The organism is Limnochorda sp. LNt, from assembly GCF_035593265.1.
Classification (GTDB): domain Bacteria; phylum Bacillota; class Limnochordia; order Limnochordales; family Geochordaceae; genus Geochorda; species Geochorda subterranea.
In genome coordinates, this window is the sequence record NZ_CP141614.1 from 1,845,876 (window position 1) to 1,871,804 (window position 25,929).

General features: G+C 72.7%; 28 protein-coding genes and 1 tRNA gene. 2 read left to right on the forward strand and 27 right to left on the reverse strand.

Annotated elements, in window-relative coordinates:
• Positions 1-12: 12 nt before the first annotated feature.
• On the reverse strand, positions 13-864 hold the full coding sequence (locus VLY81_RS08830; RefSeq protein WP_324667801.1) for an SDH family Clp fold serine proteinase: 852 nt from the start codon (positions 862-864) through the stop codon (positions 13-15).
• Positions 865-946: 82 nt separating this feature from the next.
• Here VLY81_RS08830 and VLY81_RS08835 point away from each other — a divergent pair, with 82 nt between their 5' ends.
• Together VLY81_RS08835 and VLY81_RS08840 are read left to right on the forward strand one after the other, a co-directional pair.
• Entirely contained in the window at positions 947-1,372 is a 426-nt protein-coding gene (locus VLY81_RS08835) for a secondary thiamine-phosphate synthase enzyme YjbQ (protein ID WP_324667802.1), read from the forward strand.
• On the forward strand, positions 1,369-2,112 hold the full coding sequence (locus tag VLY81_RS08840) for an NAD(P)-binding domain-containing protein (RefSeq protein ID WP_324667803.1): 744 nt from the start codon (positions 1,369-1,371) through the stop codon (positions 2,110-2,112). The genes VLY81_RS08835 and VLY81_RS08840 overlap by 4 nt, the downstream gene beginning before the upstream one ends.
• Here VLY81_RS08840 and leuS read toward each other — a convergent pair.
• The 26 genes from leuS to VLY81_RS08970 all read right to left on the reverse strand — a co-directional run bounded on the left by leuS (position 2,093) and on the right by VLY81_RS08970 (position 25,925).
• A complete protein-coding gene (leuS, locus tag VLY81_RS08845; RefSeq protein ID WP_324667804.1) occupies positions 2,093-4,618 on the reverse strand; it encodes a leucine--tRNA ligase in 2,526 nt (841 codons plus the stop codon). The genes VLY81_RS08840 and leuS overlap by 20 nt on opposite strands.
• Positions 4,619-5,003: 385 nt before the next feature.
• Positions 5,004-5,079 (reverse strand) — tRNA-Ala (locus VLY81_RS08850).
• A 231-nt stretch (positions 5,080-5,310) separates the two neighbouring features.
• Positions 5,311-5,898 (reverse strand): transposase, encoded by a 588-nt coding sequence (locus VLY81_RS08855; RefSeq protein ID WP_324667805.1) that lies wholly within the window; start codon positions 5,896-5,898, stop codon positions 5,311-5,313.
• Complete coding sequence (locus VLY81_RS08860; protein ID WP_324667806.1) at positions 5,886-6,455, reverse strand: hypothetical protein; 570 nt, start codon at positions 6,453-6,455, stop codon at positions 5,886-5,888. The genes VLY81_RS08855 and VLY81_RS08860 overlap by 13 nt, the downstream gene beginning before the upstream one ends.
• Positions 6,452-6,664, reverse strand: coding sequence for a hypothetical protein (locus VLY81_RS08865; RefSeq protein ID WP_324667807.1), 213 nt, complete (start codon positions 6,662-6,664; stop codon positions 6,452-6,454). The genes VLY81_RS08860 and VLY81_RS08865 overlap by 4 nt, the downstream gene beginning before the upstream one ends.
• A gap of 176 nt (positions 6,665-6,840) precedes the next feature.
• On the reverse strand, positions 6,841-7,296 hold the full coding sequence (locus VLY81_RS08870) for a hypothetical protein (protein ID WP_324667808.1): 456 nt from the start codon (positions 7,294-7,296) through the stop codon (positions 6,841-6,843).
• 106 nt (positions 7,297-7,402) lie between these two features.
• Positions 7,403-7,756 carry a ribosome silencing factor gene (rsfS, locus tag VLY81_RS08875; RefSeq protein ID WP_324667809.1) on the reverse strand — a complete coding sequence of 118 codons (354 nt, stop codon included), beginning with the start codon at positions 7,754-7,756 and terminating at the stop codon, positions 7,403-7,405.
• Positions 7,701-9,071, reverse strand: coding sequence for an LCP family protein (locus VLY81_RS08880; protein ID WP_324667810.1), 1,371 nt, complete (start codon positions 9,069-9,071; stop codon positions 7,701-7,703). Before VLY81_RS08880 ends, rsfS begins: the two co-directional genes overlap by 56 nt.
• A complete protein-coding gene (gene yqeK / locus VLY81_RS08885; RefSeq protein WP_324667811.1) occupies positions 9,049-9,648 on the reverse strand; it encodes a bis(5'-nucleosyl)-tetraphosphatase (symmetrical) YqeK in 600 nt (199 codons plus the stop codon). The genes VLY81_RS08880 and yqeK overlap by 23 nt, the downstream gene beginning before the upstream one ends.
• 31 nt (positions 9,649-9,679) lie before the next feature.
• Positions 9,680-10,333 (reverse strand): nicotinate-nucleotide adenylyltransferase, encoded by a 654-nt coding sequence (nadD, locus tag VLY81_RS08890; protein WP_405001362.1) that lies wholly within the window; start codon positions 10,331-10,333, stop codon positions 9,680-9,682.
• Positions 10,334-10,353: 20 nt separating this feature from the next.
• Positions 10,354-11,625: a glutamate-5-semialdehyde dehydrogenase gene (locus tag VLY81_RS08895; RefSeq protein ID WP_405001363.1), complete on the reverse strand. Its 1,272-nt coding sequence runs from the start codon at positions 11,623-11,625 to the stop codon at positions 10,354-10,356.
• A 56-nt stretch (positions 11,626-11,681) separates the two neighbouring features.
• On the reverse strand, positions 11,682-12,878 hold the full coding sequence (gene proB / locus VLY81_RS08900) for a glutamate 5-kinase (protein WP_324667814.1): 1,197 nt from the start codon (positions 12,876-12,878) through the stop codon (positions 11,682-11,684).
• Between the two features lie 81 nt (positions 12,879-12,959).
• Positions 12,960-14,312, reverse strand: a complete 1,353-nt coding sequence (gene obgE, locus VLY81_RS08905) for a GTPase ObgE (RefSeq protein WP_324667815.1) — start codon at positions 14,310-14,312, stop codon at positions 12,960-12,962.
• Between the two features lie 100 nt (positions 14,313-14,412).
• Positions 14,413-14,733: a 50S ribosomal protein L27 gene (rpmA, locus tag VLY81_RS08910; RefSeq protein ID WP_405001236.1), complete on the reverse strand. Its 321-nt coding sequence runs from the start codon at positions 14,731-14,733 to the stop codon at positions 14,413-14,415.
• Positions 14,723-15,094: a ribosomal-processing cysteine protease Prp gene (locus VLY81_RS08915; protein WP_324667816.1), complete on the reverse strand. Its 372-nt coding sequence runs from the start codon at positions 15,092-15,094 to the stop codon at positions 14,723-14,725. The genes rpmA and VLY81_RS08915 overlap by 11 nt, the downstream gene beginning before the upstream one ends.
• A 13-nt stretch (positions 15,095-15,107) precedes the next feature.
• Positions 15,108-15,431 carry a 50S ribosomal protein L21 gene (gene rplU / locus VLY81_RS08920; protein WP_324667817.1) on the reverse strand — a complete coding sequence of 108 codons (324 nt, stop codon included), beginning with the start codon at positions 15,429-15,431 and terminating at the stop codon, positions 15,108-15,110.
• A 146-nt stretch (positions 15,432-15,577) separates the two neighbouring features.
• On the reverse strand, positions 15,578-17,290 hold the full coding sequence (locus VLY81_RS08925; protein WP_324667818.1) for an Rne/Rng family ribonuclease: 1,713 nt from the start codon (positions 17,288-17,290) through the stop codon (positions 15,578-15,580).
• A 52-nt stretch (positions 17,291-17,342) separates the two neighbouring features.
• Positions 17,343-18,263 carry a M50 family metallopeptidase gene (locus VLY81_RS08930; RefSeq protein ID WP_324667819.1) on the reverse strand — a complete coding sequence of 307 codons (921 nt, stop codon included), beginning with the start codon at positions 18,261-18,263 and terminating at the stop codon, positions 17,343-17,345.
• A gap of 93 nt (positions 18,264-18,356) precedes the next feature.
• Positions 18,357-19,526, reverse strand: a complete 1,170-nt coding sequence (rodA, locus tag VLY81_RS08935) for a rod shape-determining protein RodA (RefSeq protein WP_324667820.1) — start codon at positions 19,524-19,526, stop codon at positions 18,357-18,359.
• Positions 19,526-19,813 carry a cell division topological specificity factor MinE gene (gene minE / locus VLY81_RS08940; RefSeq protein WP_324667821.1) on the reverse strand — a complete coding sequence of 96 codons (288 nt, stop codon included), beginning with the start codon at positions 19,811-19,813 and terminating at the stop codon, positions 19,526-19,528. Before minE ends, rodA begins: the two co-directional genes overlap by 1 nt.
• A gap of 45 nt (positions 19,814-19,858) precedes the next feature.
• Positions 19,859-20,665, reverse strand: a complete 807-nt coding sequence (gene minD, locus VLY81_RS08945) for a septum site-determining protein MinD (protein ID WP_324667822.1) — start codon at positions 20,663-20,665, stop codon at positions 19,859-19,861.
• Positions 20,644-21,453: a septum site-determining protein MinC gene (minC, locus tag VLY81_RS08950; protein ID WP_324667823.1), complete on the reverse strand. Its 810-nt coding sequence runs from the start codon at positions 21,451-21,453 to the stop codon at positions 20,644-20,646. Before minC ends, minD begins: the two co-directional genes overlap by 22 nt.
• Before the next feature lie 53 nt (positions 21,454-21,506).
• Positions 21,507-23,423 (reverse strand): penicillin-binding protein 2, encoded by a 1,917-nt coding sequence (mrdA, locus tag VLY81_RS08955; RefSeq protein ID WP_324667824.1) that lies wholly within the window; start codon positions 23,421-23,423, stop codon positions 21,507-21,509.
• On the reverse strand, positions 23,420-23,974 hold the full coding sequence (gene mreD / locus VLY81_RS08960; RefSeq protein ID WP_324667825.1) for a rod shape-determining protein MreD: 555 nt from the start codon (positions 23,972-23,974) through the stop codon (positions 23,420-23,422). The genes mrdA and mreD overlap by 4 nt, the downstream gene beginning before the upstream one ends.
• On the reverse strand, positions 23,971-24,852 hold the full coding sequence (gene mreC / locus VLY81_RS08965; protein ID WP_324667826.1) for a rod shape-determining protein MreC: 882 nt from the start codon (positions 24,850-24,852) through the stop codon (positions 23,971-23,973). The genes mreD and mreC overlap by 4 nt, the downstream gene beginning before the upstream one ends.
• Before the next feature lie 50 nt (positions 24,853-24,902).
• Positions 24,903-25,925: a rod shape-determining protein gene (locus tag VLY81_RS08970; protein WP_324667827.1), complete on the reverse strand. Its 1,023-nt coding sequence runs from the start codon at positions 25,923-25,925 to the stop codon at positions 24,903-24,905.
• Positions 25,926-25,929: the final 4 nt, after the last annotated feature.

The following is a 25,929-nucleotide window of genomic DNA, read 5'->3' on the forward strand; positions in this document are numbered from 1 at the left end:
CCGCGACGACGCTCACCCCTCCCCGTCGCGCTGGCGGCGCAGCCATCCCGCTGGAGCGGGCTGGGGCAGGGGGACGTACTGGACCGAGGGCCTCCGCTCCGGCGCCTGAGGGTAGAGGTCCATCAGGGCGTAGATGGCGGCCGGCAGGCCGCACCGCACCGGCAGCCCCCACTCCTGCAGGCGTCGGCAGTCGAGGGGGTAGTCGTGGGTCCAATGACCCTGGGTCAGGTAGTCGGCCACCTGCGCCGCTCGCTCCGGCGGGAGATGGTCCCCCAGGATGTCGGTCACCAGATCCCTGACCTGGGCCAGAGCCTTTCGCGCCATGTCCGCCATGATGAGGGTCTCGTCGTCGACCCGGTTGCGGTCCTTCTGTTCGACGGCCCGCACGATGGAGGCCGCGGGCCACTGGCCCAGCTGGGGGTCGACCGGGCCCAGCACGGCATTGTCGTCCATCCAGATCTCGTCGGCCGCCAGGGCGATGAGGGTGCCTCCCGACATGGCGTAGTGCGGCACGAAGACGCTGACCCGGGCGGGGTGTCGGCGCAGGGCCTGGGCGATCTGCTCGGCGGCCAACACGAGGCCACCGGGCGTGTGCAGGATCAGGTCGATGGGCAGGTCGGGCGGGGTGGTGCGGATGGCCCGCAACACCTTCTCCGAGTCCTCGATGGAGATGAATCGGCGCCCCAGCAGCCCCAGCAACCCCCACGACTCCTGACGGTGAATGAGGGTGATGATGCGGCTGTTGCGGGCCCGCTGGATCTGGCCCATCACCTTGAGGCGCAGCCGCTCCGTCCGCTGCTGGCGCAGGATGGGCCACAGCGAGAGGGCGAATATCAACAGCCAGAAGAGCTGGAAGAGATCCATAGGCCGCTCCGGCCATAGTCTCCGGAGGTGACGGCCCCGCTATGCGACGACCCACGACGAGCCGCGAGGGGAGCACCCACCCGTGATCCGCATCGAGCTGTCCACCTCGGCCCATAGCGAGATGGTCGACATCACCGCCCGCGTGAGCCGGGCGCTGGAGGAGGCGGGCGTCCGGGCCGACGGGGTCGTGCACCTCTTCTGCCCGCACACGACCGCGGGGCTGCTCGTCGACGAGCGCGCCGACCCCGACGTGGCGGCCGACATCCTGGCCTACCTGGAGCGAGCCGTGCCCTGGGAGGGGGGCTGGCGTCACGCGGAGGGCAACGCGGCCGCCCACGTGCGCGCCGCCCTGGTGGGCTCGTCGGTCTGGGTGCCGCTGGAGGGCGGCCGGCTGCGTCTCGGCCGCTGGCAGGGCATCTTCTTCTGCGAGTTCGACGGCCCCCGCCGGCGCACGGTCTGGCTCCAGGTGCTGCCCTCGCATCCCTCGCCAGCGGGGGCGTCCCGATGACGACGGGGGACCGGCCCTTCGCCGGCAGGGTGGCCGTGATGGGGGGCACGGGCCGCCAGGGATTGGGGCTCGCCCTGCGGTGGGCGGCTGCGGGCCTCCCCGTGGCCATCGGCTCCCGCGACGCCCAACGTGCCCGACAGGCCGTCGACCGGCTCCGGCAGGCGCTCGAGCGGGCAGGTCTCCCCCTGAAGGCCGAGGTGGCGGGCGCCCCCAACGCCGAGGCCGCGGCATGGGCCGACGTGGTGGTGCTGACGGTGCCGCCCCAGGCCCTCGACTCGTCGCTACCCCCGCTGGTGCACGTCCTGCGCGATCGGGTGGTCGTCGACGTCTCGGCGGCGCTGGTCCGCACCCCTGACGGACACTGGCGAGCCGACTTGCCGGCCGAGGGCTCCACGGCGCTGCGAGTGCGCCGGCTGTTGGGAGGACACCGGCGGCTCGCCGCCGCCTTCCACACCGTCTCGTCGGCCCTGCTGGCCGAGCCGCGGCGCTCCCTGGCGGGCGACGACACCGCCGTCTTCGCCGACGAGCCCGAGGCCGCCGAGACGGCCGCGGCGCTGGCGCGGGCCGTGGGCTGCGCCCGTGGTCGCCGGCGATCTCCTCGACGCGGCGCTCGCCGAGCAGGTGGTGGCGCTGCTGCTGGGGCTGGGCAGCCGCCACCGCCGCCGGTCGGTCGGGTTGCGCTTCACGCACCTGGCGCCCCCGTGAGGGGCGTCAGGGCCTTCAGCGGGTCACGACGCTGACGAGGCGGCCGGGCACCACGATGACCTGCTGCACCGTGCGCCCCTGGACCCACCGCTGCACCCGGGGGCTCGACAGCGCCGCCCCCCGGGCCTCCTCGTCGCTTGCGTCCACGGCCAGCTCGATGCGATCCCGCACCTTGCCGTCCACCTGCACCGGCACCGTGACCCGCTCCCGCTGCAACGCGTCGGGGTCGTAGGCCGGCCAGGGCTGCTGGTGGACGCTGCCCTGGCGCCCCAGGGTCTCCCACATCGACTCGGTGGCATGGGGGATGAAGGGCGCCAGCGCCAGCACCAGGATCTCCAGGCACTCGCGCACCACGGCCGGATGCGGCTCGGCGCCAGGGCGCTCCTTGTAGCGGTAGAAGGCGTTGACGGCCTCCATCAGGGCGGCGATGGCCGTGTTGAAGGCCAGCCGCTCCTCGCAGTCGGCGGTCACCTTCTTGAGGGCCTGGTGCACCGCTCGCCGCAGCTCGCGCTCGTCGGGGCCCAGCAGCGCCCCGTCCTGCCCGGGACGGTAGGGCTCCACGCCGGCCAGGACCGGTGCGTACGACTCGACCAGTCGCCAGACCCGCTGGATGAACCGCTGGGCGCCCTCGACGCCGGCGGTGCTCCACTCCAGATCCCGATCGGGCGGGGCGGCGAACAGGATGAACAGCCGCGCCGTATCGGCGCCGTAGCGGCTCACCACCTCGTCCGGATCCACGACGTTGCCCCGGGACTTGCTCATGGCGGCCCCGCCCAGCGTCACCATGCCCTGGGTGAACAGCCGCCGGAAGGGCTCCACGTCGCTGACGAGGCCCTCGTCGTAGAGCACCTTCATGAAGAAGCGGGAGTAGAGCAGGTGCAGCACGGCGTGCTCGATGCCGCCGATGTAATGGTCCACCGGCATCCAGTACCGCACCGCCCGCGGGTCGAAGGGCCCCTCCTGCGTCGTGGGCGAGCAGAAGCGCAGGAAGTACCACGACGAGTCGATGAAGGTATCCATGGTGTCCACTTCGCGCACGGCCGGGCCGCCGCATCGCGGGCAGGTGGTGTGATAGAAGTCGGGAGCCGTCGCCAGCGGCGCCTGCCCCTTGGGCGAGAACTCCACCTGTCGCGGCAGCAGCACGGGCAGCTGCTCCTCCGGGACCGGCTGCTCGCCGCACCGGTCGCAGTAGACGATGGGGATGGGACAGCCCCAGTAGCGCTGGCGGCTGATGAGCCAGTCCCGCAGGCGGTACTGCACGCTGGCCCGGCCCGCCTGACGGCGCTCCAGCTCGGCGATGACGGCGCGCTTGCCCTCCTCGCTGGGCATCCCGTCGAAGGGGCCCGAGTTGACCATGACGCCCGGCCCCTCGTAGGCGGTCTCCAGGCGCTCCCCTTCCAGGGGCACCCCCTCGGCGGCGATCACGACCCGCACCGGCAGCCCGTACTTGCGGGCGAACTCGAAGTCTCGCTGGTCGTGGGCCGGCACCCCCATGACGGCACCGGTCCCGTACCCCATCACCACGTAGTTGCCCACCCAGATGGGCACGGCCTCGCCGTTGATGGGGTTGATGGCGTGCGCGCCCGTCGGCACGCCGACCTTCTCCGCCTCGGCCAGCTCGTGCTCGCGCAGCGCCAGCGCGCTTGCCATCTCCTCCACGGCCTGCTCGTAAGGCCCGCCCGCCACCAGGCGGCTGGCCAGCGGGTGCTGCGGCGAGATGACCATGTAGGTGACGCCAAACAGCGTATCGGGCCGGGTCGTAAAGACAGGCAGCTCGTCACCGGTCTCCTGGACCCGGAAGCGCACCTCCGCGCCCTCGCTGCGGCCGATCCAGTTGCGCTGCATGGTCTTGACCCGCTCGGGCCACCCGTCCAGCCGATCCAGATCGCGCAGCAGCCGCTCGGCGTAGGCCGTGATGCGCAAGAACCACTGCCGCAGCCGGCGTTGCTCCACCTTGCTGTGGCAGCGCCAGCACTCCCCGTCGCCCACCACCTGCTCGTTGGCCAGCACCGTCTGGCAGCCCGGACACCAGTTGACGCGCGCGTCGGCCCGGTAGGCCAGCCCCTTGCGGTACATCAGCAGGAAGAGCCACTGCGTCCAGCGGTAGTAATCGGGGTCGGAGGTGGCCACCTCCCGGCCCCAGTCGTAGCTGAAGCCCAGCCGCTTGAGCTGGTCCCGCATCACCGCGATGTTGCTGTAGGTCCACTCCGCCGGATGGCGGCCGTACTGGATGGCCGCGTTCTCGGCCGGCAGGCCGAAGGCGTCCCAACCCGTGGGGTTGAGCACGTTGAACCCCCGCATCCGGGCGAAGCGGGCCACCACGTCCACCAGCGCGTAGTTGCGCAGGTGGCCCATGTGCAGGCGGCCCGACGGGTACGGAAACATCCCCAGCGCGTAGAACTTGGGGCGGGATGGATCCTCCGCCGCCCGATAGATGCCCCGCGCCTCCCACTCTTGCTGCCAGCGGGCCTCGATGACGCTCGGCTCGTACGAGCGTGTCTCGACCGCCTCCTGGCTCCTCGCCTCGTCTTGCGCCATCATGACCAGACCCCCTGCCGTCAAACGAAAGGCGCCCTCCGCCCCTAGAGGCGGAAGGCGCCGACCCTCCGCGGTACCACTCTAATTGGCCCGCCATCGTGGCCCCACGCCACGGCGAGCCCCCTCTCGGCGGATAACGGCCGCCCGGGCGCCGACCGGCGCCCCCTCCAGGCCGTCCCGGGCTACCCGGCCCCCGTCGCACGCCGTCGTGGCCGCTCGCCCGGGAAGCTCCGGGGCGAGTTCGCAACCGCAGGGCCGCTGCCTCGCACCGCCCGGCAGCTCTCTTGCGGGCCCGTCCCGGCTGCTACTGCTCCCCTTCGTCGCCTCTTGCGGATAAAGAACGGAGGGTGATCCCCCTCACCCTCCGCCTCGCCGTGCTCACCGAAGATGGTGGAGCCGAGCGGGATCGAACCGCCGACCTCGTGAATGCCATTCACGCGCTCTCCCAGCTGAGCTACGGCCCCACCGCTGGCGCCCCTGATTATAGCGAGGCCGTACGGGACCGGTCAAGTGGAGCGGCCCGTGCGCAGAGATCGCGCCAGTGTTTACCAGTAAGAAGTTGTTAGTTGATTGGTGAGGTGGGGGTCAGAAGGACAAAACGAGCCGGGCACCTCCCCCCCTCCCCGGGGCCACCCGGCTGGCTTCCACAACATACGGCTTGCCCGGTCGGCTTCCCCCACCCGCCGGCGGGAGGGTCAGCTGGTGTCCGGGACCAGATACAGCCCCAGCGGTCCCTCCCCGATCAGCAGCTCCGCCCGCAGCCGCTCGGCCACGCCCCGCTCGGTCTGCTCCCACGGACCGCGGCGGCGGATGCGGCGGGCCAGAAAGAGCTGAAAGAGGTTGTAGCCAGCGGCCAGCAACGCCCACAGCACCTGCATGCCGGTCGGGTGGTGGAGGAAGCCATGGTCCAGGTGCCACTCCTGCTTCAGCTGCCGGAAGCCTTCATTCTCTACCCCCCAACGGGATCGGGCGATCTCCCACACCACCCGGCCGCTGGCCTCGGCCGGGCTCAGCGTGGTGGCCACCTCCAGGATGCGAAGGGCTTTGCAGTGCCAGACGGCAGTCCCCTGGTGCTCCGTCCAGCTCAGCTCCTCTTCGGCATAGACGACTCGGATAGGGTGCTTGAGCCCCTCCCAGCTGGTCAGCTCCGGGCTGTCCCACACCCGCACCTCCACCTGAAAGGAGCCGATGCGGGTGACAAAGGCTTCGCCGTAGCGGCGGCCCCGGCGCAGTCCCGCTGCGTCCTGGACGACCGCGTAGCGCTCGTCCTTCAGGCGCACCACGACGTGCAGTCCAGGGCGCGCACCGCCTCGAGGAAGGGAGCCTGCGCGTACAGGGCATCCACCGTGACCACGTCGCAGAAATGCCCGTGCGTGCCCTGCAGGCGCCGAAGCAGTCGCAGGCAGCGTCGACCTCCCCTTCCTTCGGCCGCTGGGGCTCCATGCCCACACCACCGGCGGCACGTCCCGACCCTTGCACCGACTCGGATAGTCCCCTCGTCCCCATGCCGCCAGCGCACCGTCTGGGCCGCCACGACCCGGTGGGCGTACTCCACCCGCCCGTCCCGATGCCGGTAGACCTGGCAAGCCGCACAGCAGCGGGCCTGGGTGCGCAGCACCTCGGTCCCATCCAGCGCCACCACATGCCAGCCATGCACGCTGCCGCCCCGGAAGGTCTTGTTCTTGCGGGCCGTGGCCAGGATGGCGTCGTTGATCGCCCACGCCGAGGCCACGTCGGCGGCCATGGCCCAGTCCCGAAGGCAGTCCCGAAGCGGCAATCGGTGGCGTCCTACCAGCTTGCGGAAGGCGCCGGCCCGCACCCAGCGCTCCAGCTCCGTCATCGACCGGGCCCGCAGGCTGACCCCACCGAAAGCACGCAGCCGATGACGAAGCCGGGCACCTCCACCCGCCGGCGCCGATCCCGCAGGCCGCGCAGGTGCCGGCCGAGGCAGAAGGTGGAGGCCATGTACGCGGCGAACTGTCGGACCCGCCGGTGGGAGGGCGTGGCTCCCATCGGCTGTAGCACCCCCTGGTCGCGTGTTCTGGCCATCGTCTTCGTCGCCCGGGGGTGCTTTCCTTTTGCTGGAGGCTTGCCGCCCCCATTTCCAGCGAAAAAAAGAAAGAGCCCCTCCGCCCGCTACCCTCGTGGGCCCAGCCGTCTCCGGCCTTTGATTAGGGCGGCTGAGCTACTGGCGCAGGTTCTGGCCCGTGCGGCCCGCGTCGCCGTCACCCCTCGATGTCGGAGGCCGCGAAGATGACGCCGGTCCAGACCTCGTCGTAGCCAGCCTCGGCATCGGCCGGCAGGCCTACGAAGGCCGTCATGAACGGCGACTCCTCGATCCGCTCGAAGCGCAGCCGCACCACCGCCTCGGAGGCGCTCGCCGGCTCGACCACCTCTACCTCGATCGGCTCGAGCACCCGCTCGCCGCTGGGCGTGAAAGCAGCCAGGCGCCCGCTCACCTGGGGGAACGACGGCTGGGTCCAGCCCTCGAGCCGGACCTGCACCACGACGTCGATGCCGGCCTTGCCGTCGGACAGGACGACGGCCCGTACCTCGTCCAGGGTGGCGCTCACCGTGACGCTGGCCGGTGCCTGCGCCAGGGCCAGCGGCCCTGCGAGCCCCACGGCAACGACGGCGACGCTCGAGAGCGCGAGGGCGAGAAAGCGACGAAAAGGCGACAACTGAGCCACGCTCCCTCCTGGCATGGAAGATGGTCTCGCTTCGCCTTTCTTCTTGCGCCGAGCCGTCGCTCCTGCCGCCAACGGGCGGACGCCGCCGTCCCGGCGCTCAGGGCGCGGTCCGCGGCGGCGATCCGTCCCAGAGGGACTCCAGGGAGTAGAACTCCCGCTCGGCGTGGTGGAAGATGTGCACCACCACCTCGCCGTAGTCGAGCAGAATCCAGCGAGCCCCGTCGCCTCCCTCGCGGCGGGGCGGGCGGGCTCCGGCCGCGTCCAGGGCCCGCTCCACGTGCTCGGCGATCGCCCTCAGGTGGGGGGTCGACGTCCCGCTGGTCACGACGAAGAAGTCGGCCAGCGGGCTTCGCTCCCGCAGGTCCAGCACCACCGTGTCCGAGGCCTTGCGCTCGTCAGCCGCCCGGGCTGCGAGCTGGGCCAGGCGTGCCGACTCCAGCAGCCGGATCACCTCCCGGGGACGGGTTCCATCGACCTCGGGCCGTCGCCAGGTCCATGCCGACGACGACGATGACATCCTGCTCCGAGCCTTCGGCCGGGTCCAGGGCCAGCGGGCCGTCCTGCCGGATCACCGGCAGGTCCCCCAGCAGCTCGGCGACCCGTCTCGCCAGCGGGAGGGCCGCGTCACGCACCACCAGCACCTGGCTCTGGGCCCGACCGAACTCGCGGGCGTTGCCCACGCGCTCCACCGGCACCCCGGCGGCCTCGAGGCTGACCGCCACGCGGGCGGCCGCGCCCGTCACGCCGTTAGCGTTGAGCACCGCGACGCCGCTGGGGGCGGCCTGGGCGCCCAGCACCTGGCGCGCCACCACCCGAGCCCGGCCGCGATCCGGCAGCCAGTAGCTGGCGCCGGCGACGGTGCCGGGCATGCCGGGCAACACGCCCGTCACCAGCTCCAGGGAGCCCCGCCGCAGGACGTAGGAGGCCGCCGCCAGCCCCAGATCCAGCGGCAGGTCGGTCTCGACCATGGCGTAGACCTGCCGGAGCAGCTGGGGTAGACGGGTCAGCACCTCGGGCCGGCTGGCCGCCTCCATCAGGGCCCGGGCGAACTCCTGCTGGCGCTGCACCCGGCCGAAGTAGGCGCCCGTGCCCGGATCGTAGGAGATGTCGCCCAGGCCGTCGGCCCGGAAGCGCACGTACTGCAGCGCCTCCTGGCCGGTGAGCCGCCGACGACCCGGTGCCAGGTCGATGACGAGCCCCTGGGCATGGTCGACGTAGTGCAGGCGGCGCGGGATGGTCATCTCCACCCCGCCGACGGCATCGATGAGATGCTCGAACGCCTGGAAGTCGACCCGCACGTACCCGTCCAGGGGCACGCCCAGCAACGACGACAGCGACTGCACCAGGACGTCGGGCCCGTGGGCCGAGTAGAGGACGTTGATCTTGTTGTAGGAGCCGTTGGGCGTCTGGACGCGGGTATCGCGGGGCACCCAGAGCAGGCCCAGCTGGCCGTCGTCCAAGCGCAGGCTGGCCACCACGATGGTATCGGTACGGCCGGGGTCGTGGGCCCGGGCGTCGAGCCCGACCACCACCACCGACAGCTGGCCGTCCGCGGCCGGGCCGCCTCGCAGGCGCCACTCCACCAGGGCGGCCACCCAGCCGGGCCCCCACCGCAGGGTCGCCGCGAAGGCCGCCGCGGCGCACAACAGCCCCACGGCGAGCGCCGCGACCCACCGCCGGCGGCTGGACGGCCGCCGCACCCTGACACGCCTCCCCCGGCGCGCCGGCTCCAGCTCGGCCCGGTCAAGCACGGCAGCCACTGGCACGGCGCATCAAGAGCCAGTTACGCGCCTCCACGGTACGTGGGTGGATGGGATGCCCCCTGTCTAGAAGGTATCGCAGACGAGCGTCGAGGCTCAACAGGCAGGCGCCTTCCAGACTCTGGCGGGCCGCCTCCCGGATGGCGGCGGCCTCGGCGAACTCCCGGCCCGGCTCGCTGTAGTCGGCCACCACCAGCACCATCTCCAGCGGGCTCATGCCGGGGCGTCCCGTGGTGTGGTAGCGCACCGCGTCGAGCACGGGGCCGTCGTCGACACCCAGGTGGGCCCGGGCCCAGTGGGCCGCGGCAGGCCCGTGCAGGAGCTCGGGCGAGGCCTGCTCCAGGGGCGACAGGCGTTCGCCCGCCTCCGCCAGGGTGGCCGTCAGCCGCGAGAGGGGCCAGTCGCGGGCCGCGTCGTGCAACAGCGCAGCGACGGCCGCCCGGCCCTCGTCGAGGCCGAAGCGCCGGGCCAGCTCCCGGGCAGTCTCGACCACGCCCTGGATGTGGCGCCACCGGGTGGGCGACACCATGGCCCGCACCCGCGGCTCCAGGCGGCCCCACCCGGTCGGCACCGGTGACCTCATCCGGCGTGAGCGCCCCCCGTCGGGCCTCACCTCACGCCCGAGCCAGCCGCCGGCCCTCGAGGGGATCCTTGGATCGGGCCTCGGCCGACTGGTGGGGGGCCTCGTAGAGGCGGTACTTGTAGATGTAGTCCGCGACCGCCTCGGGCAACAGGTAGCGGATGGGATGGCCCCGGCGCACCCGCTCGCGGATGTCCGACGACGAGATGGACATGGCGGGCACCTGCACCACGTGGATCCGGCTGGAGAAGCGTGCCCACAGATCGCCGATCGCGCCCTCCAGCCGGCTCAGATCGTAGCCCGGCCGGGTGGCGGCGATGACGTGGCAGCTGGCCAGGAGCCGCTCGGGCTCCTTCCAGGTCAGGATCTCCAGGATGGCGTCGGCCCCCGTGATGAAGAAGAGCTGGGCCGAAGGCCCCCACTCCCGGCGGGCCTCCTCGATGGTGTCGACGGTGTAGCTGGGTCCGGGGCGATCGATGTCGATGCGGGAGACCTCGAAGTGCGGGTTGCCCAGGGTGGCCAGCACCGTCATCAGATAGCGGTGCTCCGCCGGCGTCACCTGCTCGGTGGCCTTGTGAGGGGGACGCCCCGACGGGACGAAGAGCACCTTGTCGAGGGCGAACTCGACCCGGGCTCCTTCTGCCGTCACCAGGTGACCGTAGTGGATGGGGTCGAAGGTGCCCCCCATCAGCCCGATGCGCGGCCCCTTCACGTCCGCACCTGCCCATCCCCCACCACGACGTAGCGGGTGGTGGTCAAGGCCTCCAGGCCCATGGGGCCACGGGCGTGCAGCTTCTGCGTGCTGATGCCGATCTCGGCCCCGAAGCCGAACTGGCCCCCGTCGGTGAAGCGGGTGGAAGCGTTGACGTAGACCGCGGCCGCGTCCACCTCGCGGGTGAAGCGGCGGGCCGATGCCAGATCGGATGTCACGATGGCCTCGGAGTGGCCGGTGCCGTAACGGGCGATGTGGTCGATGGCCGCCTCCAGGTCGTCGACCACCCGCACCGCCAGGATGAGGTCGAGGTACTCCGTCTCCCAGTCGGCCTCGGTGGCCGGTCGGGCCTGGGGGACGTACCGCCGCGTGCGAGGGCAGCCCCGGATCTCGACGCCGTGCTCGACCAGGCGGTCCGCCAGCCGCGGCAGGTGACGCTCGGCCCACGCCTGGTGCACCAAGAGCGTCTCCACGGCGTTGCAGACCGACGGACGCTGGACCTTGGCGTTGAGCACGATGGCCTCGGCCATCTCGTAGGGCGCCGAGGCGTCCAGATAGATGTGGCAGTTGCCCACGCCCGTCTCGATGACGGGCACCCGGGCCTGCTCCACCACCGTGCGGATCAGCTCGGCGCCTCCTCGGGGGATGAGCAGATCGAGCAGCCCCCGCGCCTGCATCATGGCCACCGCGGCCGCACGGTCGGCCGTGGGCACCGCGGCGATGGCGCCCGCCGGCACCCCGGCGCTCGTCGCCGCCTGCCGCAGGGCGTCGGCGATGGCCAGGTTGGTGGCCAGGGCCTCCGAGCCGCCCCGCAGCACCACCGCGTTGCCCGACTTGATGCACAGCCCCGCCGCGTCCGCGGTGACGTCGGGCCGGGCCTCGTAGATCACTCCCACGACCCCGAGCGGCACCCGCACCTGGGCGATCTCCAGCCCGTTGGGGCGTCGCCACGCCCGTACCACCTCCCCCAGCGGATCCGCCAGCGACGCCACCTGCTCCAGGCCCCGCGCCATCCGCTCCAGGCGCGCCTCGTCCAGGTAGAGCCGGTCCAGCAGCGCCTTGCTCAGGCCGGTCGCCCGGGCCCTGGCCACGTCCTGCGCGTTGGCCTGCAGGATCCGAGGCCCGTGGGCCCGCAAGGCCGCCGCCATGGCAAGAAGGGCCTGGTCACGGCTCGCCGCCGACAGCCGCGCCAGCACCCTCGCCGCCTGGCGAGCCTCGAGCGCCAGCTGGCGCACCAGCTCCACCGGATCGACGGCCGGCTCCGGCATCGCGCCGGACGCCCCCGTCGCAGCCGTATGGGCCGCATGAGCCGTCGCATCCATCGTCATGCGCCCTCCTCCCGGGCCGGCTCGGTCGCGGCGGCCAGCACCAGGTTGTCGCGGTGGACGACCTCCCACGAGGTGCGGACACGGCCCAGCAGGCCGGGCAGCTCGTGGCTGCGCCGACCCTTGATCCGGCGAAGCTCCTCGGCCCCGAAGCTGACGATGCCGCGGCCCACCTCCTGCCCGGCCGGCGTCACCAGCCGCACCACGCTGCCGGCCCGAAACTCCCCCACGACCTCCACCACGCCGCTGGCCAGCAGGCTGCGCCCCCGCTGCGCGACCGCCTGGGCCGCCCCCGCGTCGATGACGACGGTGCCCGCCTCGGCCGGGTAGAAGGCCAGCCAGCGCTTCTTGCCCCGCAACCCGAGAGGAGACGGCAGGAAGAGGGTGCCGCAGGGCTCGCCTGACGCCACGCGCTCCAGGACGTCGGGCGCGGCACGGGCGATGAGGGTGGGGATGCCGTTGACCGAGGCCATGCGGGCCGCCTCGACCTTGGAGCGCATGCCCCCCGTGCCCATGGGCCCCGGCTGCCCCACGGAGGCCCCCAGCGTCGGGTCGCCGGGATGGGCCACCAGGGGGATGAGCCGGGCCGACGGATCCCGCCGGGGGTCCGCGGTAAACAGCCCTTCGACGTCGGAGAGCAGGATCAGCAGGTCCGCCTGGATCAGCACCGCCACCATGGCCGCCAGGCGGTCGTTGTCGCCCACCTTGATCTCGTCGACCGCGACGGTGTCGTTCTCGTTGACCACCGGCACGGCGCCACGGCCCAGCAGCGCCTCCATTGTCCGGTGGGCGTGGTTGAACCGCGCCCGGTCGCGCAGGTCGTCGGCCGTCAGCAGCACCTGGGCGGCCGGGCGGCCCCGCCGGCCCAGCACCTGCTCGTAGTACGCCATCAGCAGGCCCTGGCCCACCGCGGCGGCGGCCTGCTTGTCGGGCAGCGTCGAGGGGCGCCGCTTGAGGCCCAGCCGGGGCCAGCCCAGGGCGATGGCGCCGGAGCTGACCAGCACCGCTCCGCGACGCGGCGCCCCCTCGACCCAGTCGAGCAAGCTGGAGCAGAGAGGATCCAGCAGGTCGGCCCGCACCTGGCCACGCCCGTCGACAACCGTGCTGCTGCCGACCTTGACGACGAGACGCCGCGCCCCGCGCAGCCAGGCCGCGGCGTCCACCGGCACCGGCGAAGGCATCGCTCGCTCCGTCATGGTTGCGCCATCCGTTCGTCTCCCACGAGGTCCGCTCCTGCCGGGTCGGGGCGGCGCGCCCGTGCGCGGCGGCCCGGGCCCTCACTCCCGATACGGCAGCATCCTGTCCCCGATCCAGACGGGATCGCCGGCCACGGCCCCGCGCTGGCGCAGCCGGTCCAGCACCCGGGCGCGCCGCAGCACGTCGTAGAGGTACGGCCTGGCGTCGAGCTGGCCCTCGAGATCCAGACGCGCCGCGAGGCGCTCGAGCCAGGGCGCCTTGAGCACCCAGCCCTGCTCCGTCCGCTCCACCTCGACGTGGCGGAGCGACCGCCGCCCGGCACCCGTGCTCCGGACCACCCGGATCCCCGCCGCCGGCACCCCGTCCGCCTCAGGCCGCCCTTCGGCCGCTTGCCGCTGGGACCCGGGCGGCGCGGAGGCCATCAGCCAGGCGTAGGCCCTGGCCACCAGCTCCGGCACGCCCCGGCCCGTGGCGGCGCTGATGGGCAGCGCCTCCAACCCCCGTCGGGCCAGGGCTTCGCGCAGGGTGTCCCAGCGGGCCCTGGCCTCGGGCAGGTCCATCTTGTTGGCGGCCACCAGGGTCGGCCGCCGGGCCAGCTCCGGATCGTAGCGCTCCAGCTCCTGGCGGGTCATGGCCACCGCGTCCAGGGGGTCGATGCGGTCCTGGGCGCTGGCATCGACCACCAGCACCAGCACGCGGGTCCGCCGCACGTGCCGCAGGAAGGCATGACCCAGGCCCACCCCCCGGTGGGCCCCCTCGACCAGGCCCGGGATGTCGGCCATCACGAAGCTGGCCGTCTCGCCCACGCGCACCAGTCCCAGGTTGGGCGCCAGGGTGGTGAAGGGGTAGGCCGCGATCTTGGGCCGGGCGTTGGAGCAGGCGGCCAGCAGGCTCGACTTGCCGGCGTTGGGCGGTCCCACCAGACCCACGTCGGCCAGCAGCTGCAGCTCCAACCGGAGCCGCCGGCACTCCCCGGGGTCCCCCGCCTCGGCCAGCCGGGGGGCCTGACGGGTGGGGGTGGCGAAGCGCGCGTTGCCCCGGCCGCCCCGACCGCCCCGCGCCACCCGCACCCGGACGCCCGGCTCCGCCAGGTCGGCCAGACGCTCGCCGGTGTCGGCGTCGTAGACGACGGTGCCCACCGGCACCCGCACCACCAGGTCCTCGCCGTCCCGTCCGCGCTTGCGCGCGCCGCTGCCGTGACCGCCTCGCCCCGCGCGGAAGTGGCGCCGGTAGCGGAAATCGAGCAGCGTCAAAAGACGCGGATCGGCCTCCAGGTAGACGTGGCCGCCCCGTCCGCCGTCGCCGCCATCAGGGCCGCCGCGGGGGACGTACCTCTCCCGTCGAAAGCTGATGACCCCGTTGCCTCCGTCGCCTGCCTGAACCTCGACGACGGCCTCGTCGACCAGTCGGGCCTCCCTGGCCGGCCCCTGCATCCTGCTCCACCCGCCCCGCGGCCCGCCGGCCCAGGAGTCAAGAGCCCCCGGAGCCAACGCCCCGGGGGCCCCACGGGCCGGGATGGCCGCGTCCTCGTCCTCAGGCCGTGACGGCCTCCACCGTCGGCACGGCAGGCTCGACGCTGACGACCCGGCTGCCGCCCCGGGTCTCGAAGGCGACCCGCCCGTCCACCAGGGCGAACAGCGTGTGGTCGCGGCCCAGGCCGACGTTGCGCCCCGGGCGCAGCCGGGTGCCGCGCTGGCGCACGATGATGCTGCCCGCCGTCACCCACTGGCCGTCGGAGCGCTTGACCCCCAGGTACTTGGGGTTGCTGTCGCGGCCGTTACGCGAGCTGCCGACGCCCTTCTTGTGGGCGAATCGCTGGAGATCCATCACCAGCGCCATCGGCTCATGTCCCATGGTCATCGCTCTCACCCCCATGCCGTTGCACCAACCGCACGTGTCGGGCGTACTGCCTGGCGATCTCGTCGATGCCCAGCACCGCCGTCTCCAGGACGGCCTGGGCCCGTCCCCACGCCTCGGGCGTCTGGACGGCCGCCCCCCCGCCCGTCTCCAGCCGGAGCTCCAGGTATCCGTCGCCCGCCTGCAGACGGGCCGGCAGGCCCAGGTGCCGGATGATGCCCAGGACGGCCGCCTGCAGGATGGCCGACGCCCCCGCACAGACGACGTCCTGCCCGTGCCGGGCCCATCCGGCGTGACCCCGGGCCCGCAGGCCCACGATCTCGCCGCCCTCGCCCCGAAAGACCTCGACCACCAGCATCCGGTCGAGTCGGCTACCCCGCCACCTCGAGGCGCTCGATGGCCAGCCGGGTGTAGGGCTGGCGATGGCCGTAGCGCCGCCGGTAGTTGACCTTGGGCTTGTACTTGAAGACCAGCACCTTGCGATCGCGCCCGTGCTCCAGCACCCGGGCCACCGCCTTCGCACCGGCGACCAGCGGCTCGCCCACCAGCAGCCGGTCCGCGTCGCGCACCATCAGCACCCGGTCCAGCGTCAGCTCCTGACCGACCGGCGCATCCAGGCGCTCCACCGTGATGACGTCGCCGGGGGCGACCCGGTACTGGCGCCCTCCCACGTCGACGATGGCGTACTCGGCCACGCTCCATCACCCTTCTACTCCTGACACCGCACGAGTGGCATTGTAGCATCCAAGTCCGACCCCGTCAAAGCCCGTGCCGACGCCCATTTACCGGGCTCCCTCCACCGGCCGACGGCCGGCGAGGACGGGGCCGGCTCCCGACACCCTCAGGTCGCCGAGACGACCCGACCCTTGGCGTAGGTGCGAAAGACCTTGGTGATCTCGACCCGCAGGCGCTGGCCGACGTGGGGGCCGCCCCCCTCGATGTCGACGACGTACCCCTCGAGCCGCGCGATGCCGTCGCGCGGGTTGGAGACGTGGGGCTCCTCCACCTCCAGGTCCACCACCTGGCCCTCCTTGACGGGCAGCGCCATCTGCTCCACCTCGCGCCGGCTGCCGACGGTGACGACCCGCATCTCCTCGATGTGGACGTCGTCGCTGCCCCGCACGTAGATGATCTTGCCGGTCTCCGACTCGAGACGTCGCAGGTTGGCCCCGCCGACCCCGATCACCTGGGCGGCCACCGACGGATGGGTGGCGACCAGCATCGCCTCCGCATCGGAGCTGCGAGCCAGCCGCCGGATCTCCCGCTCGATCTTGTGGGCAGTGGTGGCCTCCGAGAGGACCCGCCCGCTCCCCTGGCAATAGGGGCAGGGCTTCTGCAACACCGCGTAGAGGTCCTCTCGTACCTTCTTGCGGGTCATCTCCACCAGGCCCAACCGGGTGAAGCCCAGGACGTGGGTGCGGGTGCGATCCCTGGCCAGCTCGGCGATGAGCCGGGCCAGCACCTGGTCGCGATCCTCCTTGCGGTCCATGTCGATGAAGTCCACCAGGATGATGCCGCCCAGGTCCCGCAGACGGATCTGGCGGGCGATCTCGACGGCCGCCTCCAGATTGGTGCGCAGCACCGTGTCGGCCAGGCTCGTGGTGCCGATGTAGCGGCCCGTGTTGACGTCGATGGAGGTGAAGGCCTCCGTGCGGTCGATGACCAGGTAGCCCCCGCAGCCGAGCCAGACCCTCCGATCCAGGGCGCGCTCCAGCTCCGCCTCGACGCCGTGGGCCTCGAAGAGGGGGCGCTCGCCCTGGTACAGCTCCACCCGGGACCGAATGGAGGGCCCCACCAGCGACTCGGCCAGCTCCAGCACCTTCTGGTACTCGGCCCGGGCATCGATGACCACGCGGGCCAGATCCTCGTTGAAGACGTCGCGCACCAACCGGTAGATCAGGTCATGGTCCCGGTAGAGCAGGGCCGGCGCCGAGGCCCGCCGCGACTTCTGGACCACCCGATCCCAAACCTTCATCAAGAATCGCAGGTCGGCCTCCAGCTCGGCCTCCTCACGCCCCTCCGCCACCGTGCGCACGATGAGGCCCATGCCCTTGGGGCGGATGCGCCGCGCGATGGCCTTGAGCCGGTTGCGCTCGGCTTCGTCGGCGATGCGCCGGGAGATGCCGACGTACTCGGTCGACGGCGCCAGGACCAGGTAGCGCCCCGGCAGGGTCGGGTGCGTCACCACCCGAGCGCCCTTGGTGCCGATGGGGTCCTTGACCACCTGCACCAGCACCTCCTGGCCCTCGCGCAGCTTGCTCCGGCGGGGTCGGCGGGGCAGGACGTCGACGGTCTCGGTCTCGCCGTCTTGCTCCCGAGCGTCGACGTAGAGGGGGGCATCGGCAAGGTAGAGAAAGGCGTTGCGTTCGAGCCCGATGTCGACGAAGGCAGCCTGCATGCCCGGCAGGACGTTTTCGACTCGGCCCTTGTAGATGTTGCCGGCCACGGACTGGTGCGCCTCACGCTCGATGTGGATCTCGACGAGGCGCCCGTCCTCCAGCATCACGGCGCGGGTCTCGCCGTGGCTAACGTTGATGAGGATCTCTCGTCTCATCTCCCCCGTTCAACTCCCATCACCTTCCCCCGGACCGTCCCACCGACGGCGCTCACACCTTTCGATGCGGCACCCTGGAAAGGGGTGTCGCGATGCCTCGCTCGATGAGAGCCTCCACCACCTCTCGCTCGCCCGTCAAGCCCACCATCCTCCCGCCCGGTCCGGTCAGCACCACCAGGTGCCACCGCCCCGGCAGCAAGCGCAGGGCCACCTCCTTGACGGGGGTCTGCTCGGGGGCCACGAGCACGCGGCCTTCGTGGATGGGCACCGCCCCCCCGGTCCCCGGCTCCAGGCGGCGGGCCAGGTGGCGGACCCAGGTGCCGGGGGCGCGTCGACGCTCCATCCGTGCAGCATACAACAAGAAGAGCCCCATGACCACGGCGCTCGCCCCGCGCCCGGACAGGCCATAGGAGAGCAGGGCCGCCCCGGTCATCACCGCACCGGCCAGCTCGCCCAGGCGCCCCACCAGGCCCGTGGCCTGGCGAAATCCGAGCCGTCGTGCCAGCGCGGCCCGCACCAGCCGACCCCCGTCGAGAGGGAAGACCGGCAGGAGATTGAAGAGACCCAGCCCCAGGTGGTCTCCCGCCCACCGGCGGAGCCACGCGACGCCAGCCTCGACCACCGGCCGAGCTCCGCCCGGGGCCGCCCCCGCCGTCTCCACCACCCAGGCGCCTGCCAGCAGTATCGCCCCGAGCGCGAGGCTGGCCAGGGGGCCTCCCAGCGCGACCCGGCTCTCCACCGCCGGCTCCGCCAGCTCGGCCTCGTCCAGGTAGGCCACGCCCCCGAAGGGCATCAGCACCACGTCCCGGATGGGGATGCCCCGGAGCCGTGCCGCGACCACGTGGCCCGCCTCATGGAGCAGGACGGCGGCAAACAGCATGGTGGCACGACCACCCTGGCCGATGGCCACCATCAGCCCCATCAGGGCCACGAAGCCCGGATGGACCCGCAGACGCAGACCCAGAGGGCGCAAGGGGCAGCCCCACCCCCGGCCGTCGGCGACGAGTTGGCGGCCTCGTCCCATGTCTATGAGCCGACGGCCCGCCTCTGACGGCCACGCCGGTCGCTACCAGCCGAGCCGCCGCGCCCCGACGCCGGCCGCGAGGCCCAGCGCCGTCAGGATCGCGAGGAGGTGGGAGCCACCGTAGCTGAGCAGCGGGAGCGGGATGCCCATGACCGGTGCCAGGCCCATGGTCATGCCGATGTTGAAGACGACGTGGAAGCCGACGGTGACCGCCACGCCCGACGCCAACAGCGCCCCACCCCGGTCCCGGGCCCCGCCCGCGACGGCCATGCACCGCCGCAACAGCAGCCCGTAGGCGGCCAGGGTCGCCGCCGCGCCGAAGAAGCCCAGCTCCTCGCCCAGCGTGGCGAAGATGAAGTCGGTGTGGCGGGCCGGGACGAAGGCCAGCTGGGTCTGGGGCCCCTGGAAGAGCCCCTGGCCGAAGAGCCGCCCCGAGCCGATGGCGATGAGGGATTGCGTGACGTTCCACCCGGCGCCCTGCCGGTTGCCCTCGGGGTCCAGGAAGACGGCCAGGCGCTGGATCTGATGGGGCTTGAGCACGTCGACCCAACCGTACCAACTGGCCATCACCGCCAGGACCACCGCGGCCACCGCCAGTGCCGTCATCGCGGCCAGCATGCGGGAGGGCACCTGCGCCGCGTACAGCATCCCCAGCAAGATGATGCCAAACACCACCGCCGTGCCCAGGTCCGGCTGGAGCAGCACCAGGCCCGCCACCGCCCCCGTCATGGCCAGGGGCACGACGAGATCCCGCCAGGTCTCGGGCGCCCGGCGATCACCCAGGTAGCGGGCCAGGGCGACGACCAGGGCCACCTTGGCCAGCTCAGCGGGCTGCAGCGACAGAGGGCCGAAGACGAGCCACCCCTGGGTGCCCGCCACCCGTCGGCCCAGCAGCAACACGGACACCAGCAGCAGCACCGACAGGCCGTACAGCCCGTAGGCCATCCGCAGCACCCGCCGGTAGCCGTACAACAGCCCCCCCACCAGGCCCACCAGCCCCATGGCCAGGCTGACGGCCTGACGCCGCAGGTAGTAGGTCGGATCGCCCACCACCCACGAGCGCGTGGCGGAGTAGATCATCACCAGCCCCAGCAGGCTCAGCGCCACCGCCAGGCCGGCCAGCGTCCAGTCGCCGCTGGCCGCCAGTCGGCGGACGGGCCCGTGCCTGGCCCGATCTCCCATCGCCGTCACCGCCGCCGGAGCCGCCGGCATCAGCGCCGGCTCCGCACCGCCTCCCGCGGGCCCCGGATGGGCACGTTGGCCACCAGCACCACCGGCGCGCCGGTCCCCCGCGCCTCGCCGGTCAGCGACACCTCGATCCCGTCCTCGACGACGTCCACGTAACGGGAGATGACGGCCAAGAGCTCGTCCTTGAGCGTATCGATGAGCCCGGGCGGCAGCTTGGCCCGGTCGTACTTGAGCACCAGCTGCAGACGCTGGGCGGCGACGTCCGCGCTCTTGCCGCCACGGGTCCCCATCACCTTCGACAGCCACGACATGGTCTGGTCGGCCCCCTGCTCCCTCCCCGTGCCCGACGGGGATCGTCACGACGCCGCACTCGAACCCCGCATCAGCCGCCGCAGCCGGGCCATCAGCCCGCCCTCCTCCAGCTCGAGGAACGGCACCTCGTGGCCTTCGAGCCGGCTGGCGATGTTGCGGAAGGCCTGGCCGGCCCGGGACCGCCCGTCCAGCACCGCCGGCTCGCCGCGGTTGGTGGTGACGATGATGGCCTCGTCATCGGGCACGATGCCCACCAGGGGGATGGCCAGGATCTCCATCACATCCCCCACCTCCATCATGTCGCCCCGACGCACCATACGAGGCCGGATCCGGTTGATGATCAGCCGGGGCTCGTAGATCTCCTTGCTCTCCAACAGCCCGATGACGCGGTCGGCGTCCCGCACGGCGGCCACCTCGGGCGTCGTGACGATGAGCGCCTCGCTGGCCCCCGCCACCGCGGTGTGGAAGCCGTGGTCGATGCCCGCCGGCGAGTCGACCAGCACGTAGTCGAACTCCTCCTGGAGCTGGGCCACCAGATCCCGCATCTGCTCCGGGGTCACCGCGTCCTTGCCCCGGGTCTGCGCGGCCGGCAGCAGGGCCAGATTGTCCACCCGCTTGTCGCGGATGAGGGCCGCCTTGAGCTTGCAGTTGCCCTCCACGACGTCGACCAGGTCGTAGACGATGCGATTCTCCAGGCCCAGCACCACGTCGAGGTTGCGCAGCCCGATGTCCGCGTCCACCACCACCACCCGCCGCCCCTCCTGGGCCAGTGCCACGCCCAGGTTGGCAGTGGTCGTGGTCTTGCCCACGCCGCCCTTGCCGCTGGTGATTACGATGACGCGCCCCGCCATGCCGATGTGCCCTCCTCGAGTATCCCTGCCAGTGGCTCCACTTGGACCATGCCGTCTCGGATCCGCGCCACCTCGGGCCCGCGCTCGGCCAGCGGCTCGTCCGGCGCCCGCGCCACCCGGTGCGCGATGCGGAGCTGCAGCGGCTGGAGCTGGAGGGCGACGACCTCCGCGCTCTCCTCGCCGCGGGCACCGGCGTGGGCCACCCCTCGCAGGGAGCCCATCACCACGATGTCGCCGCTGGCCACCACCTCCGCGCCGGGGTTGACGTCGCCCACCACGACCACGTGCCCGTCGTAGGCGACGCGGTGTCCCGAGCGCAGGGTCCGCCGCACGAGCAGCGTGCGATCCGCAGGGACGGCCGGCCCTCCCCTGGCCCTGCCCGCGAGCGCGCCGATGGCCCGTGCCAGCTCCGCGGTCAGGCGGGCGCTGCCCACCACCGCCCGCACGCCACCGTCCGTCTCTCGCCGGCTCCGGCGCGAGCCGTCGGGGCCGCCCTCTGGCGGCGCATCGGGATCCGTGGGGCTGTCGGCGACCCGCAGTCCGCACTCCCGCAGGGTGCGCAGCAAGAGGCTCCACTCGGCCCAGGTGGCCTGGCGCTGGCCTGCCTCCAGGGTGGCGGTCGCCCCGGCGAAGAAGCGTCGAGCCGGCCAGAGCTTGCGTCGCAATGCGGCCACCAGCTCCTCCAGGCTGGCGGTCTCGTCGAGCACGATGCGCAACCCTCGCCGGGTCCCCTTCAGGACGACCCCGTCGGAGCGGCCCGGCCCGGCCTTGCCCGTTGCCTGTGACACCGGCGTGGGCCTACCTCCCTGCCACGGCTCCGCGAAGCCCATGTTCTGGCACCTCAGGACCTTTCCTGCCCGACGGGGCGCAGCTCGAAGTAGGCCCGAAGGATGTCGCTGGCGATGGGGGCCGCCACGCTGGCGCCACCCCCGCCGTTCTCCACCACCACCACCACGACCACCTGCGGATCGTCGATGGGGGCCACCGCCGCGAACCACGCATGGGACTGCTCGCCCGCCTGCACCTGGGCGGTACCCGTCTTGCCGCCGACCCGCACGGGCACCTGGTCGAATCGTCCCCGGGCCGTACCATGGCGCCCGTTGACGACCGCCTCCAGGCCCTCCCGCACCAGCCGCCAGGTGCGGGCCGAGGCGGGCACCTGCAGGAGCACCGTGGGGCGGTTCTCCCAGACCACCGTGCCGTCGGGGCTCGTCACCCTCGCCACCAGGTGCGGGCGGTAGACCACGCCGTCGTTGGCCACGGCGGCGTAGCTGAGTGCCACCTGCAAGGGCGTCACCGTCAAGAACCCCTGCCCGATGGCCATGTCCATGGTCTCGGCCTCGTACCAGCGCTGGTCCCAGGCCGGCCGATCGCGAAACTGCTGGCGCTTCCACTGCCGGTCCGGCACCAGGCCCGGGCGATCCCCGGGGTCCAGGTCGATGCCGGCGCTCTGCCCGAAGCCGAACCGCCGCGCCCAGGTGGCCAACCGGTCGACCCCCACCCGCAGCCCCAGCTCCCAGAAGAAGTCGTTGGACGACCACTCGAAGCCTCCCACCAGGTCGATGAGCCCGGGCGGGGCGATGCCGACCCGCACCATCCAGTCCTGCTTGCCATACGGCGCCACCCCGTCGACGAAGAACCGCTCCCCCGGGGCGAAGGCCCGCTCCTCCAGGGCCGCGACCGCCGTCACCAGCTTGAAGACGGAGCCGGGCTGGTAGGTGCCCGCGGTGGCGCGGTTGAGGAAGGGAGCAGCCGGATCCCGCTCCAGCAGCGCGAAGTAGGCTTGCCGATCCGGCGCCCACGGCAGCAGCTTCTCCGGATCGAAGCCGGGAAAGCTGGCCATGGCCAGGATCTCGCCGGTCGCCGGCGCCAGCACCACCGCGGCGCCGGCCTGCACGGGGCGGGCGGACCGCACCTGCGGGTCGGTGGAGCTCTGTCGGTTGCGCTCGGCTCGCTGGATGCCCAGGACCAGCGCCTCCTCCGTGCGCCGCTGCAACTCAAGGTCCAGGGTCAGGTGCAGGTCCAGTCCCGGGGTCGGCGGCTCCTCCGAGACCAGGCGGCGGAAGCGCCCCAGGGCGTCCACCTCGATCTCCCGGTAGCCCCGGCTGCCCCGCAGGTAGCGCTCGTAATAGCGTTCGATGCCCGCGGCGCCGATCAGGTCGGTGCCCTGGTAGCCCTCGTCGGAGAGCCGCCGCAGCTCCTCGGCGGTGATGGGGGCGATGCGCCCCAGGACGTGAGCGGCCAGCGCCCCCTCGGGGTACTGCCGGACGGGCTCCTCCTCGACGAAGATGCCGGGCAACTGGCTACGGTGCTCCTGCACGGCCACCATCTGCGGCAGGGTCATGTCGCGCAGCAGGCGCACCGGCTCGAAGCTGTAGCGGCGGGTGGCCTGGCTCCAGCGCTCCGCCAGCTCGGCCTGCGGGATGTCGAGGATGGCTGACAGCCTGGCCAGGAGATCCTCGACGGGCCCGTCGACGGCCTCGGGCAGGACCGACAGGGTGAAGGAGAGCCGGTTGCGGGCCAGCTCCTCGCCTTGCCGGTCGTAGATGCGGCCCCGGGGCGCGCTGACCGGTACCACGCGGATGTGGTTGCGGTCGGCCATCGCCACGAAGCGGGCGCCGTCCATGATCTGGACCTGCCAGAGTCGGGCCGCGAGGAGCACCAGCGCCACGGCCATCACCGCGCTCAGCCGCACCAGACGCGGCTGCAGCTCCTCGGGGCGCCGGCCGTCCACCGGCGACGGGTACCGACGCATCATGCCCGCCACCGCCGCCCCAGCCCCTCGGCCGACTCCGTCAGACGGGCCCAGCTCACCGCCGTGTAGGCCACCGCGAAGAGGGCGCCCGTCAGCAGGACGAAGCCGATGGCCCGCGCCACCGTCACCCACGAGAGGGGCACCTCGACCCCGAAGGCCACCGCCCCCGCCCGCTGGGCCACCTCACAGGCCGCCGCCGCCAGCGCGGCGATGGCCACCGTCACCCCGAAGCGCTCCGACGGGGCCCGCGCGGCGAGGAAGTCGGCCAGCAGCACCGAGAGGCCCCGTGCGGCGCTGCCCATTCCGATGAGGACCCCGCTGGCCAGATCGCACAACAGCCCGCCACCCACCGCCACCCACAGTCCGACGCGCCGACTGCCCGCCGCTGTCAGTGCCAGCGCGACGGCCAGCACGGTGTCGGGCAGCACGCCGAAGGGCGCCACCACCGGCCAGACCAGGAGGTCGGCCAGCACGGCGCCGACCACCGCGCCCCCCACCACCCATCTCGACCGGGCGCCGGCCGGTGGCGCCACACCGGGGCCGCGTGCGCTCATCGACGGCCTCCGCTCCCCGCGGCCCCCGCGCCCTGGGGCACCACCACGTAGACGTGAAAGAGCCGCTCCACGTCGGCACCCGGGACCAGCCACCCCTCCCGCCCCAGTCCCGCCTGGCCGGGCCGCACCTCCCGCAGCGTCCCGATGCGCACCCCTCGGGGGTAGACGCCGCCGAGCCCCGAGGCCACCACCTCGTCGCCCGGCTCGAACGAGGCCGCCGGCGTCAGCGCCCGGACGTGCAGGGGGCCACCGGCCCCGGTGCCCTCGACCAGCACCAGGTCCCCGGTGCGCACCACCAGGCCGCCGGCCGCGCTGCGCACGTCGGTCAGGAGGGTGATGACGGCGGTGCGAGCGGAGACGCTCTGGACCTGGCCGACGACGCCTCCCGGGGCGACCACCGCCATGCCGCCCCGGACACCGTCGTCGAGGCCGCGGTTGATGACGATCTGACTGTACCAGCGGGAGGGCTCCCGCTGGATGACATCGGCGGCCAGCAGGCGGTGCTCGTCGGGCTCGGGCAGCCCCAGCTGCCGGCGGAGCTCCCGGTTTTCGGCGGCCACGCCGGCCAGCATGGAGAGCTCGAGGGCGAGGCGCTCGTTGTGCGCGAGCAGCTCCTCATAGCTGCGGCGGATGGTGGCCAGCTCCCGCAGATTGTCCAGGCCCTCCTGGAGCCGCCGCTCCAGATGGGCCACCAGCGTCTGGCCGGGCTCGAGGAGGTCGGCGAGCCAGCGCTCCGGCGCGCTGCGCTCGGGCCGGGGCTGCGCGCTGAGGAAGGCCGTGCTGACCAGGACGATGGTGCCCACGACGACCAGTCCCGGCGCCAGTCGCCGGGGTCGGCCTCCCTCCGTGTGGGGCTGCCCCTTCCCCCTGGCACGCATCGCGGCTCGGTCTCCTCACGCTGCCGTGCCTCCTCAGGGACCCGACCCTCCTAGACGCGCCGGGGATTGAGGAGGACGCGGTTCATGCGGTCGAAGTGCTCCAGGGCCATGCCCGCTCCGGTCACCACCGCCGTCAGCGGGTCGTCGGCCACATGGACCGGCATGTGGGTGCTCTCGGCCATGAGCCGGTCCAGCCCCTTGAGCAGCGCCCCGCCCCCGGCCAGCACCAGGCCCCGGTCCACGATGTCGGCCGCCAGCTCGGGGGGCGTACGCTCCAGCGTCACCCGCACCGCCTCCACGATGGCCGCCACGGTCTCCGCCAGCGCCTCGCGGATCTCCTTGCCCGTCAGCGTCATCGTCTTCGGGAGACCCGTGACCAGATCCCGCCCGCGCACGTCGAAGGTCTGGTCGTCCACCACCGGGTAGGCCGAGCCGATGGCCTTCTTGACCTCCTCGGCCGTCCGCTCGCCGATGAGGAGGTTGTAGGTGCGGCGCACGTGCTGCACGATGGCCTCGTCCATCTCGTCGCCGGCGATGCGCACCGAGCGCTGAGCCACGATGCCGCCCAGCGAGATGACCGCCACCTCGGTGGTGCCCCCGCCGATGTCGACCACCATGCTGCCGGTGGGCTCCTGGACCGGCAGCCCCACCCCGATGGCGGCCGCCATGGGCTCCTCGATGAGCCGGGCGTCGCGGGCGCCGGCGGAGAGGGCGGCGTCCACCACGGCCCGGCGCTCCACCTCCGTCACCCCCGAGGGCACGGAGACGACCACCCGCGGACGCCCCATCCAGCGCCCGCCGCCGGCCTTCTCCATGAAGTAGCGCAGCATGCGCTCGGTCACCTCGAAGTTGGCGATGACGCCGTCGTGCATGGGGCGCACCGCCACGATGTTGCCCGGCGTCCGCCCCACCATCTGCTTGGCCTCGTCGCCGACGGCCAGCACCTCGCCCGTCTCCCGGTCCATGGCCACCACCGAGGGCTCCTGTAGCACCACGCCGCGGCCCTTCACGTAGACCAGCGTATTGGCCGTGCCCAGGTCGATGCCCATGTCCCGCCCGAACCACGAAGGCATGGAT